This window comes from Epilithonimonas sp. JDS, from assembly GCF_021261315.1.
In the GTDB taxonomy this organism is placed as follows: Bacteria; Bacteroidota; Bacteroidia; order Flavobacteriales; family Weeksellaceae; genus Epilithonimonas.
This window is the reverse complement of sequence record NZ_JAJSAX010000001.1, coordinates 1,128,942-1,145,336: the sequence shown is the minus strand read 5'-3', so window position 1 is coordinate 1,145,336 and position 16,395 is coordinate 1,128,942. Positions and strand designations below refer to the sequence as shown.

13 protein-coding genes are annotated in these 16,395 nt (G+C 37.5%); 2 read left to right on the top strand and 11 right to left on the bottom strand.

The genetic code is table 11. The features are described 5' to 3' along the window. Both LUD75_RS05430 and LUD75_RS05425 read left to right on the top strand, forming a co-directional pair. Positions 1-762 (top strand): LytTR family DNA-binding domain-containing protein, encoded by a 762-nt coding sequence (locus LUD75_RS05430; protein WP_232704643.1) that lies wholly within the window; start codon positions 1-3, stop codon positions 760-762. Positions 763-847: 85 nt separating this feature from the next. Beyond that, positions 848-4,960: a T9SS type A sorting domain-containing protein gene (locus LUD75_RS05425; RefSeq protein WP_232704642.1), complete on the top strand. Its 4,113-nt coding sequence runs from the start codon at positions 848-850 to the stop codon at positions 4,958-4,960. A gap of 38 nt (positions 4,961-4,998) precedes the next feature. Here the strand turns inward: LUD75_RS05425 and LUD75_RS05420 are convergent, their stop codons facing one another. From LUD75_RS05420 to eno, 11 genes are all read right to left on the bottom strand, one after another. Continuing rightward, a complete protein-coding gene (locus tag LUD75_RS05420) occupies positions 4,999-6,015 on the bottom strand; it encodes a hypothetical protein (RefSeq protein WP_232704641.1) in 1,017 nt (338 codons plus the stop codon). Then, positions 6,012-7,613 carry an NAD(P)-binding protein gene (locus LUD75_RS05415; RefSeq protein WP_232704640.1) on the bottom strand — a complete coding sequence of 534 codons (1,602 nt, stop codon included), beginning with the start codon at positions 7,611-7,613 and terminating at the stop codon, positions 6,012-6,014. The genes LUD75_RS05420 and LUD75_RS05415 overlap by 4 nt, the downstream gene beginning before the upstream one ends. 14 nt (positions 7,614-7,627) lie before the next feature. Then, a complete protein-coding gene (locus tag LUD75_RS05410; RefSeq protein ID WP_232704639.1) occupies positions 7,628-9,154 on the bottom strand; it encodes a polyamine aminopropyltransferase in 1,527 nt (508 codons plus the stop codon). After that, a complete protein-coding gene (locus LUD75_RS05405) occupies positions 9,135-9,350 on the bottom strand; it encodes a DUF350 domain-containing protein (protein WP_232704638.1) in 216 nt (71 codons plus the stop codon). The genes LUD75_RS05410 and LUD75_RS05405 overlap by 20 nt, the downstream gene beginning before the upstream one ends. 23 nt (positions 9,351-9,373) lie before the next feature. Continuing rightward, positions 9,374-9,568, bottom strand: a complete 195-nt coding sequence (locus tag LUD75_RS05400) for a hypothetical protein (RefSeq protein ID WP_232704637.1) — start codon at positions 9,566-9,568, stop codon at positions 9,374-9,376. Beyond that, positions 9,568-11,007, bottom strand: a complete 1,440-nt coding sequence (locus LUD75_RS05395) for a DUF4178 domain-containing protein (RefSeq protein ID WP_232704636.1) — start codon at positions 11,005-11,007, stop codon at positions 9,568-9,570. Before LUD75_RS05395 ends, LUD75_RS05400 begins: the two co-directional genes overlap by 1 nt. After that, positions 11,004-11,366, bottom strand: a complete 363-nt coding sequence (locus LUD75_RS05390) for an S-adenosylmethionine decarboxylase (protein ID WP_034963200.1) — start codon at positions 11,364-11,366, stop codon at positions 11,004-11,006. The genes LUD75_RS05395 and LUD75_RS05390 overlap by 4 nt, the downstream gene beginning before the upstream one ends. A gap of 94 nt (positions 11,367-11,460) precedes the next feature. After that, positions 11,461-12,378 carry an arginine deiminase-related protein gene (locus LUD75_RS05385; protein WP_232704635.1) on the bottom strand — a complete coding sequence of 306 codons (918 nt, stop codon included), beginning with the start codon at positions 12,376-12,378 and terminating at the stop codon, positions 11,461-11,463. Between the two features lie 40 nt (positions 12,379-12,418). Beyond that, positions 12,419-13,333, bottom strand: coding sequence for an arginine deiminase family protein (locus tag LUD75_RS05380; protein ID WP_232704919.1), 915 nt, complete (start codon positions 13,331-13,333; stop codon positions 12,419-12,421). A 180-nt stretch (positions 13,334-13,513) separates the two neighbouring features. Next, the gene (locus LUD75_RS05375) at positions 13,514-14,800 is read right to left on the bottom strand and encodes a citrate synthase (protein ID WP_232704634.1); all 1,287 of its coding nucleotides are present in this window, start codon (positions 14,798-14,800) and stop codon (positions 13,514-13,516) included. Between the two features lie 219 nt (positions 14,801-15,019). Then, positions 15,020-16,312, bottom strand: a complete 1,293-nt coding sequence (eno, locus tag LUD75_RS05370; protein ID WP_232704633.1) for a phosphopyruvate hydratase — start codon at positions 16,310-16,312, stop codon at positions 15,020-15,022. Positions 16,313-16,395: the final 83 nt, after the last annotated feature.

The following is a 16,395-nucleotide window of genomic DNA, read 5'->3' as shown; positions in this document are numbered from 1 at the left end:
ATGATCAAAGCTGTACTAATAGACGATGATAGCAATCTTCGCGAAGGCATGAAAGCGATGGTTAATCTCTACGCGCCCGAAATCCTCATTGCCGGCGAGGCAGAAAGCGTGAAAAAAGGAATTGAGCTGATAAAAAAAGTGAATCCGGATATTATTTTTCTGGATATTCTGATGAACGATGGATCCGGTTTTGATGTTCTGGAACAGCTGAAAGCGAAATATGGAACGATCGGTTTTCACGTGGTTTTCATCACGGCGCACGAAAAATTTGCAATCAAGGCATTCCGTTTCAGTGCGTTGGATTTTTTGCTGAAACCGGTTGATCCTGAAGAACTTCAAAGCGTGATTACAAAGATTAAAAATATTATTAATCAAAATAACGACCACCATCACATCGAGCTGTTGCTGGAAAACATCCGTAAAAAACCGAACGGCTTCAAAAAAATTGCGCTTTCTACCTCGGACGGAATTCATCTTTTTGAAATTAAAGACATCATCCGCTGCGAAAGTGAAGATAACTATACGCGGTTTTATTTTAAAAACCACAAAGCTGTGATGATTTCAAAAACGCTGAAAGAGTATGAGGAACTATTGGAAGATCAGGGCTTTGAAAGGATTCACCAGTCGCATCTCATCAATCTGAATGAGCTGAAATCCTACATCAAAAAAGACGGCGGATTCGTAGTAATGTCGGATGATTCCCAGCTTCCCGTTTCCCAGCGCAAAAAAGAACGGCTGCAGGAAATGATTGGAAAACTTTAAATTCTAATTCGAAGGAATCAAATTCTAGATGACAGCTTACTTTTATATAAAAACACATTAATTTTAAAAATCAATAAACACACAAATGATGAAAAAACTATTACCCCTTTTGCTAGGATTCCTTTCGTTTGGAATGCAGGCGCAGATTAATTTTCCGGATGCTAATTTTAAGGCACTTCTGTTGTCTTCCTCTTCCAGTAACATGATTGCAAAAAACCTTAGCGGAAATTATTTTGCTATAGATGAGAATGGAGATGGTGAAATCAGCACTTTGGAGGCTCTGAATGTTGGCGAGCTAATGATAAAAGCAAAAATGATTGATTTGGGTGGAGGATTTCAAGAGCCGGAAATCCCTGATTCCGAGCCTATTTTAGATTACGAAGGCATTAATTATTTTAAAAATGCGACCACAATTGATATTGAAAGAAGTAGTCCTCCTACAGCATTACTCAACATCTCAGGCTTAACTAATCTAAGAAGTCTTATATCCGTTTTTCCTTATGAGGCGACTCTGGCAATCAATAATTGCCCTGCATTGATTAATCTGAAATATGGAGGAACTCAACTTACCAATATATCTGTAATAAGCCAGCTAAAGAGTTTGATTGTTTATGATTTATTAAACTACTCAGGTAATTTAGATATTTTATCAGCCATAGAAGATGCTCCTATACTGGAAAATTTGGAGTTTTCAAAAGGGATGAATGTTTCTTTTATAGAAGATAGTAGATTTTCATTAGATCTTAGTAATCATCAGAATATTAAATCAGTTACTATTAAATCCATTGGTTTGCACAGCCTTGATTTAAGTTTTTGCAACCAGTTAAGTTCATTGTCACTTGGAGCCGAATATGCGCCCTACTATACAAGATTATTCGGAAAATTGGATGTGAGCAATTGTCCAAGTCTTATGACGTTAGATCTTGGATCTCCATTTTATAATGATAATAATTTTTCTAACGTTGATCCAAATTTAGTCGGAATAAAAGCCAACAATTGCGTAAATCTTAAAAGTATTAAATGCGGATCTGAATTTACTGGAAAACTAGAAGTCAACAATTGTACTGCGCTCACTTCGGTAGAATTGGCTATTAATATGGGAATCCAAATGAGTAATGTTGCAAGTCTTAAAACCATTTCTATTGATAAGTATGACGAAGTGTCTTTTGACGCCACACCAGCAACTAATCTTGAAGTTCTAAAATTATCCTATAATGTGCACACAAGTCATCCGTACGAAAATTATTATGGACCACTTAAGAATTTGACGGTTAAAAAAAATGTTTCTCTCAAAGAACTTAGCATTAATAGTCATAAAATCTCTGATGTGGACGTAAGTGGCTTGCAGAATCTAGAAAAACTTCACGTCTTTGTTGGGTACAATCCTACTGCTCAACCATTCCCAGATTTTTCTACAGACTTTTTGCATCAGTTGAATGCTGAGAATTGTAGCGTTCTTAACGATCTGAATATCGATTTTCAAGCGGGTTTAATCGATGCAAATTTTAAAAACTGTACTTCGTTAAAGCAATATAAGGTACAACCAAGTTATTATTCAAATAGTGGAATTATTGAAAAACTTAATTTTGAGAATTGTACCGCTTTGGAAAGTATTGATGCAAGTCGCAATGAACTAAAAGACTTAAACATTAAAAATTGTACTTCTCTTAAAAGTTTAAATTTAGAAAATAATCAGTTAACAGTTTTAGATGTAGAAAATTTTATTGATCTTGAAGAGTTATATTGCGGTTTCAATCAATTAACCACATTAAATATAGAAAGTAATCCTAAGCTTAAACGTTTTGTCGTAAGTGGTAATCCTCAACTCAATTCATTGTTTATAAAAAATGGCGTTGAAAGTTTCGGAGAATTTGGACCAATTGCTTCCGAAGATGTCTTTGGACAGACACCCAAATTAAAATATATCTGTGCTGATGAAGATGAAATTCCTTACTTAAAGGCTTACGCAAATTACTTGGGTCTGAATGATGTCAACATCAACAGCTATTGCAGCTTCACGCCCGGCGGAAACTACAATACCATCACCGGCACCGCAAAATATGACAGCAATGGCAACGGCTGCGACTCTTCAGACAACGCCTTCGAATATTTAAAATTAAAAATAGACGACGGCATAACTTCTGGAGAAACCTTTGTCCAAAACAATGGTGAATATGAATTTTTCACACAGGAAGGAAACTTTACAGTAACAGCTCAGGCAGAAAATCCCACATTATTCAATGTTTCGCCGGCTAGTTTCTCGACAGGTTTTGCGGATGCGAACAACAATACTTTTACTCAAAACATCTGCGTCACAGCCAATGGAAATCAGAATGATGCAGAAGTCGTAATTGCTCCGCTTACAGGCGCAAGACCAGGATTTGACGCAACGTACAAATTGGTTTGGAGAAACAAAGGAAACACGGCGCTTTCCGGAAAAGTGATTTTGAATTTCGATTCTAACAAGATGATTTTTAAGGAAAGTTCGCTGCCTTATGCTGCTTTCAGCAATGGCTCTCTGGAATTTGATTACACCCATCTGAAACCTTATGAGAATGACGCTGCAGAAATTACATTTGTAATCAATACACCTACAAATCCTACAAATCCCGTAAATTCTGGTGATGTCCTGGCTTTCTACGCGCAAATTACCCCAAGCAATGTAGATTTGACACCGGAAGACAATCATTTCGCATTCAATCATACGGTGGTTAATTCTTTTGATCCTAATGATATTGTTTGTATGGAAGGTGAGACAATTCCTTCGGTTGCGGTAGGGAAATATCTGCATTACGTGGTCAATTTCGAAAATGTGGGAACAGCAGAAGCGGAAAATATTGTGGTGAAAATGGATATTGATCCTGCAGAATTTGACATCAATACGCTTCAGCTGCAAAACGCATCGGCAGATGTTACAACGGTAGTCACTGGCAATCAAGTCGAGTTCTTTTTCAAAAAAATTAAACTGAAAAGCGGTGGTCACGGCAACGTTCTCCTCAAAATGAAATCTGTGACAAATCTGCAGGAAGGCGATCAGGTAAACAACAAAGCAAATATCTATTTCGATTATAATTTCCCTGTCGAGACCAATGATTATGTGACTACAATTCAGGATCAGAATTCTGTGTTGGCAGCCAAGATCAATTATTCTGCGGGCAATTTTACATCCGGTAATTATCCTGTAAATTTTGATGCTAGTTTTAGTACGGGAAATATCACAAGTTATTTGTGGGAATTTTCAGGAAATCCATCCGTTTCTTCCTTAACCACAGCAAAACCGGTAGTTAATTATTCTGCTGCGGGTTCTTACACGGCCAAACTGACGGTTTATGATGTTAATAATAATGCTGCTTCACAAACTATTTCTTTCCGAATTGGAGATCATAAGGCAAACCTATCAACAGGAAAAGACAGCAATGGCAATTTAATAGCCATAGATTCTGAAGATGATGACTGGAAAGGCTATGATATCAACGGTGTCAAGATTACACCAAAGGTAAGACACACTTACAACGGCTGGAGTTCTGCAGATATCGGAGACGGAAGTACCAGCCAGTGGATTACACTGAACACTTCGGAAGGTTATTCAACTTATAAAAGTATTGCCTTCACGATTCCTGAAAATGCAACAGATGCCAAATTAAATCTGAGATCGCTCTCATTTACAAGAAACTGGACTTACCTCGTGAAAGTGAATCCGGACGGAAGCGAAGATGAAACTGAGATTACAAAAACCCAATTTCTAGACGATGGAGCAAAAGGCTGGCTCAACAGCAGAAGTCCGAAAGTTGATAATTATGCGTTGCCGCCAGGCAAATATTACATCAAGGTATTGGTTTACTCCAGCAACGGACTTGTGCGCCAGTCTATGGATGTGAATGCTGTGGTAATTTGCTCTGCCGGCTTGATTTATAATCATAGTGAAGCAGATGAAACGCCGACTTTAGGCACGAATGACAGTAAAACAGAAAAGTTGAAAGTCTATCCAATTCCTACAAAAGGAGAAATCAACCTTGCAGCAAACGATTTTATATCAAATGTTGAGGTTTATGATGCGACGGGAAGAATAGTTCAGAAACAGATTTATGATGCTAAATCTAAGAATGTCAAAATGACCATCCATTCAACAAACGGCGTTTATTATCTCAAAATTAAAACAGCCAAAGAAGTAATAACACAAAAAATTATAAAAGAATAATTGATTGAAAGCCTGATTCAAATTTGAGTCAGGCTTTTTTATTTCTTGGCAGATTTCCAGATAAATCCATCTAATAAATAATGCGTCAGCTGTGGAACGGTAAGCAGCGGAACCAGTAAAAAATGCCAATTTTCGATTTGAATGTCAGATCCAAAATGTTCTTTCCAAACCAATTTTTCCCATGACAATTCTTCGAAAAATGCAAATCCTACAATTACCAAAATAAATAACAACACTCCAAATCCTGTTTTGAAGGCAGAACGCCATTTCAGTTCTGTATTAGCTTTTCCTTTAATTTCATTCAAATAAATCAACGCAATGTACGGAATGCCGTGTGAAACGACGTTTAGAAAAGTGAAAATCAAATCGTTATCAAAGTAAATAATTCCAAAATACCAGGACAAATACGTTCCAATTATAATTGCATTTTTAGGAATATTAAATTGTTTAGTTTTCAGAAAATCAATGAAAGTTTTGAGAATATAAACTACTAAAATTAAAATATAAATGATTTGAGACACTTCCAAAAGAAGTGGAACCTTCGGAATCCAGGTGAATTCGCCATTAATGAACCAATCAAACTTCCTGGGCGTCTGAGTCCAATAAATCATCGGAAAAATAGTTGCTGAGTAAATCGCTAATGTGTCAATCTTTTTCGAAATGTTATTTGATTCGAACCGCGAATACAGTCTCATAAAACCATATTGCTGGCGAATGAAGTGGAAAACGGCAACCAGAGCCAGAGAAGACCAAAAGATTAAACTACCTAATTGATAAAACAGAATACCAATAATTAAACTGATGAAAGGAATTCCTAAGTACAGTTTTTTCCTTTTGCTGAATTCTGACCTTACAAAATACGTTTTGAAAAGTGTAGAATAAACGTGTGCAACGTCTACAAAAACAATCAGAAAAAGCCAAGTGTAAAACGAATAATGATCTTCAATTTTAACTAATGATTTCTGAAAAAATAAAACAGTCATCAACACCAAAAACGGAGGTGACAGAATGAAAATGCTGTCCAATTTACCGTTATGAATCCAAGGTTGCTTCATGGTTTAATCATTTGTTTTGCAGCATTGATGCCCTGGTGAAAAGCTTCTTCGAAGATAGAAATTCCGGACAAATCGGTGTGAGCAAAGAATATTTTCCCGTCAATATTTTGCTGCGCCAATTCTCTTTCTTTTCCAAAAATAAAATCTGGAACAGGCGAAATCATCCCGTGTCCCAACTTATGAAACTGAATATCTAAAATAAAATCTTCAATCTCAGGATGTGCGATTTTCAAATCATCCAAAACCAGTTTTTTAAGTTCTTCTTCTTTCAGATAGTATAATTTTTTTCTTGCTTTTTTACATTCATCTGTCGAAAAACTTCTGTAGTAGGTGATGACTTTTTCGCCTACAATCTGATTTAGATTTTGATGCTGATCATTAATATAACCTAAACCTTCCGCTCCGAAAATCACATTGTCCCAAGCCAGTTCTTCGCCGCCACCAAATTCATTTTTCAAAGTCAAAGTTGCAAGAAGCCAGGGAACATAATTGAAATTTTTAAATTTTCTGTCTTTAAAAATATGCTGATTCACAAATTGTGGCGTCGCAAAAAGGACTTTTTCTGCAATGATTTTTTTTGAAGTTTTCGACTCATTATCAAAAACTAAAACCTCCACATTTTCCTGTTCCCAATTAACATCGTAAACCAAATGTTTTGATAAATACTGATCATCAACAATATTCGAAAGATGTTTTGCTAACCGTGCATTTCCTTCCGGCCAGGTGAAAACCTGATCGTTGCGGTTAGTTGCCCAATTGTTTTTCCTTCCGGCAAAATAATGGATTCCTGCCCACGCAGAAACATATTTTAATCCCAAACCGTAATCATCCTTGCACGAATAATCGAGTAGCCAAAGTAGTTCTTCAGATTTGAAATTATTAGACTTCAACCAACTTTCAAAAGTGATTTTATCCAGATTTAGAGCTTCAATCTCTTTGCTGGAATTTGCCAGTGGAATATCAAACCAATATTTCCCTGAATCATCTTTTTTGATCCGAAATTCTTCCATTAATTTGAAAAAACGGGCGATTTCTTGTTTTACTGAATTTGAAATTCCGTTTTGCGGTACAAGATCATTTTGCCATTCATTTTTAAAAAAAAGACGTTCTTCTTTCGGGAAAGTCAATTGTTCATCATCCAAAATTGGCAATCCGTTTTGATCGTCACCAAGATAGATTTTGCAGTCTTTCAGGAAATCGATTAATTCCAGATCTTCTTTGTTTGGAATCGGAAGGTAATGTGCGCCAAGTGGAAATTTTGAGAATTTGTTTTCGCCATTGGAAGCGTTTCCTCCCAAATGATTTTCCATTTCGATTAAAAGAAAATCACTTTCATTATTTTTTTTCAAATGACGACAAGCCGAAAGTCCCGAAATCCCACTTCCGACGATTAGAAATTTAGTTTTGATTTCTTCTGACGGTTTCGGGAAATCCTTTGCCCAAAGTTGGTGTCCCAAAACATAATTGGTTCCGGTAATTTTCAGTAAAATCGATTTCGTTTTCTGTTTGCAATACTGTAAAAATGGCAACATTGCGCCGGCCCAAAATAAAGTTGTGAGAAAAGATTTTCGGGAAATATTGCTTGATTTATGAGACACTTCAAAGATTTAAATTACTGAACTTTTCCCCATTCTTCATCAAAATATCTGACCAAAACCTGATTGTCCAGACGGTTAACTTCCAGATTTTCGGCTTTCATATCCTTGTCAAAATGAGACATTTGCCGGAAATTATAATCGTAATATTTCAGATTCGGAAGTCTTCTGATGATTTTATTGTCAACCGGTTGAAATGAAGCGAGGCAAAATCCCCATTCACCAAAACTTGGAACGTAAGTGTGATAAGCTGTTGTGAAAGGGAAAATCTGATTAATGGTTTTGTCGATGCACCAAAATGATTTCGGAGCAAAATATGGCGAAGTCGTCTGAACTACAATTTTGGTGTCAGGCGTTGTAATTCTTTCCAGTTCTTTGTAAAACTGAACAGAGTATAATTTCCCTAGACTGTAGTTGGAAGGATCAGGAAAATCGATGATCACAACGTCATATTTCTGGCGGTTTTCCTTAACCCAAATGTACGCGTCTTTATTAATGACTTTAAGTTTCGGGTTGGAAAGTGAGCTGTGATTGAGTTGTTTCATCGTTTCATTGTCACGGAAAAAATTGGTCATTTCGCCGTCCAAATCTACTAATGTGATATGTTTTACCTCTTTATATTTTAGAATTTCACGGACTGCAAAACCGTCGCCGCCGCCTAAAACCAGAACATTTGAAATATGCTTTGCCGTCGACATTGCGGGATGTACCAAAGCTTCGTGATAGCGGTATTCGTCGGCGGAAGAGAATTGAAGATTGTTATTTAGATAAAGGCGGAAATCCTTGTTATTCCTCGTCAATACAATTCTTTGGTAAGGTGAATTGTTGGCATAAACAATATTTTCGCCGTACATTTTCTCCTCAGAAAAGGCTAATATTTTATCAGAAAAAATAAAAAGTATAACTAAAACTGCAAATAAAAAAATAGCTCTGATTTTAAGAAAAATTGGATTTTTGAGTTCTTTTTCAAGATAGAAGGCAAGGAAAATGGCGATGGAAATATTAATCAAACCAAAAAATAAAGGCGTGCGGACAATCCCCAGATTGGGAATCAGAACCAGAGGGAAAAGAATCGAAGCTAATAAAGCGCCAATATAATCGAACGCAAAAACGTTGGAAACCAAATCTTTGAACGCCACTTTGTCCTTCAGAATATTCATTAATAAAGGAATTTCCAAACCAACCAAACAGCCTGTGAGAAATACGAAAAGATATAAAACCGGCTCAAAATGGTGAAGCGTGTTGAACAAGATAAAAAGGACAACCGAACTGATGCCGCCAACCAAACCGACGAGAATTTCTATCTCTACAAAGACATTCAGCAGGTTTTTGTGGATGAATTTTGCCAAGTAAGAGCCGACGCCCATCGAAAAAAGATAAACGCCGATGATGAAGGAAAACTGCTTTACAGAATCTCCCAAAAGATAACTTGCCAATGCGCCTGCAACCAATTCGTAAATCAGGCCGCAAGTTGCAATCACAAATACCGAAAAGAGCAAAAGCAGTTCAAACGAAATCCGTTTTTTATCCATGAATCGCTGCACTGATGATAATTGAAATCCCGATAATGAACGCGCCCAGAATAATTGCTAATGCCGTATTGTTGTTTTTTGAAATCTCATGCCACGTTTTTTCGGGTGTCAGTTTTTCGATGATGACGTAGCAGACCAGAAGGATTGCAACGCCAAGAAATGAATATAATATTGAATTGAGAATGGGCAAATAATTGAAATGATCCATATTTTATGTTTTAAGATTTGAATTTATTTATGATAAAATCTGTAGAATGATGCTCCGTGTGATCTGCCTCTGGAAGCGCCGTCTTTGTATTTTTCTGTCGTTGCACAATCGCACAATTGATTTCCTGAGTAAGTGAGATACAGAAATCCGCCCAGAAAAAATGTTCCGAGTAAAACCAGCAGTAGATTCTTCTTTAAGTAGTGTAAGGCTTTTTCCATCAGTTTCCGTATTCGTTAAAAGGAGAGTAGTTGCTGTTTTCCCACTTTGATTTGTCAAAAAGATATTTTCCCCAATAGTTGAGTCCAACTAGCAAAGCCATAATTCCCAGAATGATAAAGTAATTCCAGAAACTCACAGGTTTCCAAAATGCCTGAATGGCGAAATTGGGATTGGCAGAATCCGTGTCTGGAATGTTTGTTGAGAAATTTGGATTTTTCAGTTTGAAAGCCTTCGCCTGTTCCAATTCTGCGTACGTCGTTGAATCATTTTGTTGAAGATTTTCGAGATTCACCGCTGTTTTTTCGCCCGATGGAAGGATGACATCTACAAAGCCATCGCCTGTGTAAGAGAAGGTTTTTTTGCCATCTGGCGCATAGAATGTTTCTCCTGCTGGTTGTTCAAAGCCTTGTTTTTGGGCGCTGATTGAAAAATGATATTTTCCGGGCGCCACACCACAGAAATTGAATTCCTTTTCCTTTCCACCTTCCGACCAGCTTTCGCCACTTTCGTAGCCGTGATATTGCTCGATGTCTTGGGATGTGTATTCGATTTCGTTGGAATTTTCATTAATCAAACTCAGCTCAATATTCGCCCAAGAATTATCGACGTTGGAGGACAATTTGACATTAAGCGGAGCCGACGCGCCATTCAGCACGAATGATTTTGAAATCAATTCTTTGCTTCGGACAGAATCGAATCTGATGTTATCATTAAAAACTTCATAATTGCTTCTAGAAACCGTATTGTAAAATTGAAACAAACTGATGATCAATGCCACAACGACAAAGACATTCAACAGTTGTCTTGGATTCAAATAGTAAGGCTGAACAATCCCAATGCCTGTGTAATTGGGCATATAATGCGGTTTGAACTGTCTCCTGATTTCGTCTTTAGAAATGTGTTTTCCCCAAAAAAAATTCTTTTCATTTCCCACGGATTCTATAGAAACCATCTCGGTTCCGTTGACAAACTCCTTGTAAGTCGCTAAGCTGAACTTAAGTTTATCTTCGAAAAAACCAGTCGCCGAGTCAATGTTATTGGGCGTAGATTCGTACCAGCGGTATTTTCTACCTTCAAACTCTGCGTGGAATTTGAATTCTTTTTTAGGCATTTCCTTTGGAAACATTACCACCCAATGGCCGCTGCTCTCACTTAGGAATGCAGTATTCAGGTTTTTATCTTTAAGGTGATACTCGCGCCAGAAAACAGAATTGCCATATTTCTTGACCACAATGGCAACAACAGTATATTCCGTTCCATCTAATTTCCCTTTTTGACCAACTTCCAAAACCACATTTTCAGTTGGCTTTTTGACATTTTTGATGATTTTCCCTTGCTCACTCAACATCGAGCAAGACTTACAGATGTAGCTCTCAACAGTGAAATCGAGGTCTAAGGTATTTTCTTTTTTGCAGCTTGGACAGGTGTAAATCATCATCTTCGGATTTTGTGTTCTTTGATGATTTGTCCCGAGAAATAGTCGGTCACGGCTTTTGCAATCGTTTCGGTCTTGTGAGAATTATCGCCAAAATAATTACACAACAAAATATCGAAAGTCAGTTGTGAAAATTCTGGCCAAGTATGGATGCACAAATGAGATTCTTTGAGAATGACAGCCGACGTGAAACTGCCGTTTGAGAAGATGTGATGCGTTTCACCAACCACTTCTGTTTCATTTTCCGATAAAATTTCCTTTACCCTTTTGATGAAAGAATCGTAGTCTAATAATAGATTCGCCTCGCTTACTTTTAACGTTAATAAGATGTGTAAACCTTCGCTATAAGTTTCTAATTCCATTTGTGCTAAATAATGACAGCAATATCTTATTTTTTTTGAAGATTGACAATAGAAAAATAAAAAAGCTACAAAAATCTGTAGCTTTCATTGAATTTTATTTCTTCGGCAAGAAAATCTCCGCCAACATACATCGGGCACTTCCGCCACCGTTGGTTTCTATGGTTTCCAAATCTGAGTAAATGATTTCTGAATATTTTTCAATCGCGGAAACTTGTTCCGGTTTCAAAGATTTGTACGCACTTTGGCTCATTACCAGGAACTTTTCTCCCGAATTGTTTTGAACTTGAAGCATATTTCCTGCGAAATTCTGCATTTGGTCTTCGGAGATTTCTATCAATTCTTTCCCGGAATTTTTGATGGAATCGATGACGTTTTGTCTTTCACTTTCATCGTCGATACAATCTAGACAAATCACGACAAATTTGTCCGCAACACACATCATAACATTCGTATGGTAGATTGGCAATCTTTCTTCGCCAGCAGTTTGATATGAATGAAAAACGACTGGCGTAAATCCAAACTCAGCACAGAATTTCCTGAAAAGTTCCTCATCCAACCTCAACGAAACTGAACCATAGGCAATCTTGCTATTGTGGTCGAAAATCATACTTCCGGTTCCTTCCAGATATTTGTCCTCATTTTCAATCTTGGAATAATCGATGATTTCTGTGACATCAAATTGTTCTTTGATTTGATTAATGATATCCTCACGTCTCTCCAAACGTCTGTTTTCTGCAAACATTGGATACAAAACGACTTTTCCATCAGCGTGAAAACTCACCCAGTTATTAGGGAAAATAGAATCTGGCGTTTTTGGTTCAATCGTATCTTTGATGGTAATGACGTTGATGCCTTTCACTCTCAGTTTCTCAACAAAAGAATGGAATTCCTGCAAGGCTTTTTCCTGCACATTTCCTTCCTGCTGAACTTGGAAATAATTGTTGACCGCCGTTTGCTCGTTGAAGCCGAAAGCGATTGGCTCTATCATTAGAACTGTATCTGTGGTTTGCATTTTATTAATTAAAAGATTAAGAAACTTAGAGATTGAGAAATTATTCTCTCACCAAAGGCAAAGTCGAACATCTCAAAAGTCCGCCCATTTTGGAAATTTCTCTATACGGAATTTCTTCTACAGTAATTCCCCATTCGTTGCGGAAATGGTCATTCATTCTTGTGAAAGCTTTGTCCGAAACTACAACGTCTGGCGCGATTGAGAAGACATTCGGGAACATTTGGAACATCTCTTCGTCATTGACATTGAAGCAATTTTCTTCGCCAAAAATATCGAGAACCAATTGGTAATCATCTTCGTCCACAAATCCGTTTTTGTAAATCACACATTTGTCTTCTCCAATCGGGTTGAAGGTACAATCCAAATGCAGAATTCCTTCATAAGGTTTGGTGTCACTTTTCTTTAAATCCAAATCGATAATTCTTTTTTTAGGGAAATATTCTTTTAGGATTTCGATGGCGTATTCGTTGGTTCTGGCGGTTTTCAGATTTCGGTAATCTGGGCTGTAACTGGTTCCTATAAAAAGAAATTCGTCCCAAACAATCACGTCACCACCTTCGATGTGCGCTTTTTCTGGCAGATTGACCACGTTTCTCCAAGACACTTTGTCGATAATATGTCGGTAAGCTTCCTGCTCATCTGCGCGGTCTGGGATGATGTTGGAAATGATCATTTTATCCTCGATGACAAACGCGACATCGCGGGCAAAAACCTGATTGTAATCTTTGATGATCTTTGGGCGGAAAACCTCAACATCATATTTCTTCAGAACTTTCTCAAATTCTGACATTTCGAACACGATATCCTCCTCTTTTGGATAGATACCGCTTTCGATCGTGTTGTATGATTTGGCGTCGTAGCTTTCTGCAAGCGTAGGAATTGGTCCGTTGGATTTTGGTTGCCCCAGAACTACGGACTTTAGTTTTCCCGTTTCGTTTTTAATATTAAGGTTAATTGCCATAAAAATGTAAGTGTCGCAAATATAATTAAAGCTATGCAATAACCGAAAATTCGGGAATAATATCTGTTTTAAGGATTTATTAAATTGTTTTGCTTTCCGGTTATCAGTTGTCACCACAAAAAAATCCCCAAAACCAGAGTTTCAGGGATTATTAATTTTACTAAAAAAAAGATATTATCTGCTTTTGATGTCAAGATAATCTCTTTCTGTAGCACCTTGGTAGATCTGTCTTGGTCTTCCGATCGGATCACCTTTCAATCTCATTTCTCTCCACTGAGCGATCCATCCTGGCAATCTTCCTAATGCGAACATTACGGTGAACATTTCTGTAGGGATTCCCAAAGCTCTGTAGATGATTCCTGAGTAGAAATCTACGTTTGGATATAATTTTCTTTCGATGAAGTACTCGTCTTCCAACGCTACTTTTTCCAACTGCATTGCAATATCAAGTGCTTTATCTTGGATTCCTAGTTTTCCTAAGATATCGTCTGCCGCTTTTTTGATGATCTTCGCTCTTGGATCGAAGTTTTTGTAAACTCTGTGACCAAAGCCCATCAAACGGAAACTGTCATTTTTATCTTTAGCTTTCTCAACCCATTTGTTCACGTCTCCACCATCTTTCTCGATCAACTCAAGCATCTCGATAACTGCCTGGTTTGCACCACCGTGAAGTGGACCCCAAAGTGCAGAAACTCCAGAAGAGATAGAAGCGAAAAGGCCTGTGTGAGCAGAACCAACCATTCTCACTGTAGAAGTAGAACAGTTTTGCTCGTGATCGGCGTGAAGGATCAATAATTTGTCCAAAGCTGCAACCACAACCGGATCCATCACAAATTCCTGATTTGGAAGTTTGAAAGCCATTTTGTAGAAGTTCTCTACATAATTAAGGCTGTTGTCACCGTGGTTAATTGGTAAACCTTGTGTTTTTCTGTAGGTCCAGGCACAAAGATGAGAGAATTTTGCAATCATTAATTCTGATGCGAAATCCAATTCTTCTTTAGACTTTACATCTACCGCCTTTGGATTAAAAGCCGTCAATGCGGAAGTTAAAGAAGACAAAACACCCATTGGATGTGCAGAACGAGGGAAAACATCAATTAGTTTTTTAAGCTCATCTGCAACAAAATTATATTTCTTGATGTTGTTTTCGAAACTGTTGAACTGCTCTGCCTTTGGTAATTCTCCGTGAAGCAAAAGATACATTACTTCCGTAAAATTAGATTTCTCAGCGATCTGCTCGATAGGATAACCTCTGTATAATAATTCCCCTTTATCACCGTCTAGGTAAGTAATTTCACTAATGGTAGCACCTGTGTTTTTGTAACCAAGATCCAAAGTGATCAATCCCGTTTGGTCTCTCAGTTTGGAAATATCAATTCCTCTGTCTCCGATAGTACTATCTACGATCGGATACTCGAAACTTTTCCCGTCGTAATTTAATATAACTTTGTTATCTGACATTATAAAAATATTTATGTGTTAAATATAACACTTTACTCGGAAATGGTCAACTGACAAAAGTCATATCTTCTAATTGATTCTATTAATGTCAATAATTGAACAAATGAAAACATTTATTATTAATAATTAATCAAAATAAAACATTGATTTACAATTACATAAAAACAAAAAGGCATCCCGAAATATTCGGGATGCCTTTTATATTAATTTAAAAATTAATTATCTTTTGATCTTGAAAGCGTCCAAACCTGGGAAAACCGCAGTTTCACCTAAAGCTTCTTCGATTCTCAAAAGTTGGTTGTATTTCGCCATTCTGTCTGATCTAGATGCAGAACCAGTTTTGATCTGTCCACAGTTTTGTGCCACTGCAAGATCTGCAATCGTAGAATCTTCAGTTTCACCAGATCTGTGAGACATCACTGTTGTATATCTGTTTTGTTGCGCCATTTGTACAGCCGCCATTGTTTCAGAAAGAGAACCAATTTGGTTTACTTTTACAAGGATGGAGTTCGCTGTATTTTCTTTGATACCTCTGGAAAGTCTCTCAACGTTTGTTACAAACAAGTCGTCTCCAACCAATTGTACTCTGTCTCCAATCTTATCTGTCAATTCTTTCCAACCAGTCCAGTCATTTTCCTGCATTCCGTCCTCGATAGAGATGATCGGATATTTGTTTGCAAGATCAGCTAGGTAAGAAACCTGCTCGCTGCTAGAGAACACAGGCGCATCTGGCGTCTGGAATTTTCTGTAATCGTAAACGCCATCTTTGTAGAATTCTGAAGCTGCGCAGTCCAAAGCGATCATAATATCATCACCTGGCTTGTAACCTGCTTTTTCGATTGCTTGTAATAAAGTATCCAAAGCATCTTCAGTTCCTTTGAAAGTTGGTGCAAATCCTCCTTCGTCCCCAACAGCTGTGGACAATCCTCTTCCGTGAAGAATAGATTTCAAGCTGTGGAAGATCTCAGTTCCTTTTCTCAATGCGTGAGAGAAAGAATCAGCCTTTACCGGCATTACCATAAATTCCTGAAAAGCGATCGGCGCATCTGAGTGAGAACCACCGTTGATCACGTTCATCATTGGAACTGGAAGTGTGTTGGCGTTCACACCACCTACATATTTATAAAGAGGCATTCTAAGTTCGTTAGCAGCCGCTTTCGCAACAGCCAAAGAAACACCTAGGATCGCGTTTGCGCCTAATTTTCCTTTGTTAGAAGTTCCATCAAGGTCGATCATTACCGCATCGATAAGATTTTGTTCGAAAACCGGAAGCCCGATCAATTCTGGCGCGATGATCTCTTTCACATTTTCGACCGCTTTCAAAACACCTTTACCAAGATATTCCGGCGCGCCGTCTCTTAGTTCAACTGCTTCGTGCTCACCTGTAGAAGCACCAGAAGGTACTGCTGCACGTCCCATTGCTCCACTTTCTGTGAAAACATCTACTTCAATTGTTGGATTCCCTCTGGAATCTAATATTTGTCTTGCTTCGATAAATGAAATGTAACTCATTGTCTTGATGTTATTTTTTTAAGATTTTTATTTTTTGACTTTTTTAAAAGCATTGCAAATTTAAACATTTTAAATATATTATG

Bases quoted from the DNA above. Each gene is read 5' to 3' on its own strand.
- LUD75_RS05395 (WP_232704636.1), bottom strand. From the start codon at position 11,007: ATGATGATTTACACCTGTCCAAGCTGCAAAAAAGAAAATACCTTAGAC.
- LUD75_RS05375 (WP_232704634.1), bottom strand. From the start codon at position 14,800: ATGTCAGATAACAAAGTTATATTAAATTACGACGGGAAAAGTTTCGAG.
- LUD75_RS05405 (WP_232704638.1), bottom strand. From the start codon at position 9,350: ATGGATCATTTCAATTATTTGCCCATTCTCAATTCAATATTATATTCA.
- eno (WP_232704633.1), bottom strand. From the start codon at position 16,312: ATGAGTTACATTTCATTTATCGAAGCAAGACAAATATTAGATTCCAGA.
- LUD75_RS05390 (WP_034963200.1), bottom strand. From the start codon at position 11,366: ATGGAATTAGAAACTTATAGCGAAGGTTTACACATCTTATTAACGTTA.
- LUD75_RS05425 (WP_232704642.1), top strand. From the start codon at position 848: ATGATGAAAAAACTATTACCCCTTTTGCTAGGATTCCTTTCGTTTGGA.
- LUD75_RS05385 (WP_232704635.1), bottom strand. From the start codon at position 12,378: ATGCAAACCACAGATACAGTTCTAATGATAGAGCCAATCGCTTTCGGC.
- LUD75_RS05420 (WP_232704641.1), bottom strand. From the start codon at position 6,015: ATGAAGCAACCTTGGATTCATAACGGTAAATTGGACAGCATTTTCATT.
- LUD75_RS05400 (WP_232704637.1), bottom strand. From the start codon at position 9,568: ATGGAAAAAGCCTTACACTACTTAAAGAAGAATCTACTGCTGGTTTTA.
- LUD75_RS05430 (WP_232704643.1), top strand. From the start codon at position 1: ATGATCAAAGCTGTACTAATAGACGATGATAGCAATCTTCGCGAAGGC.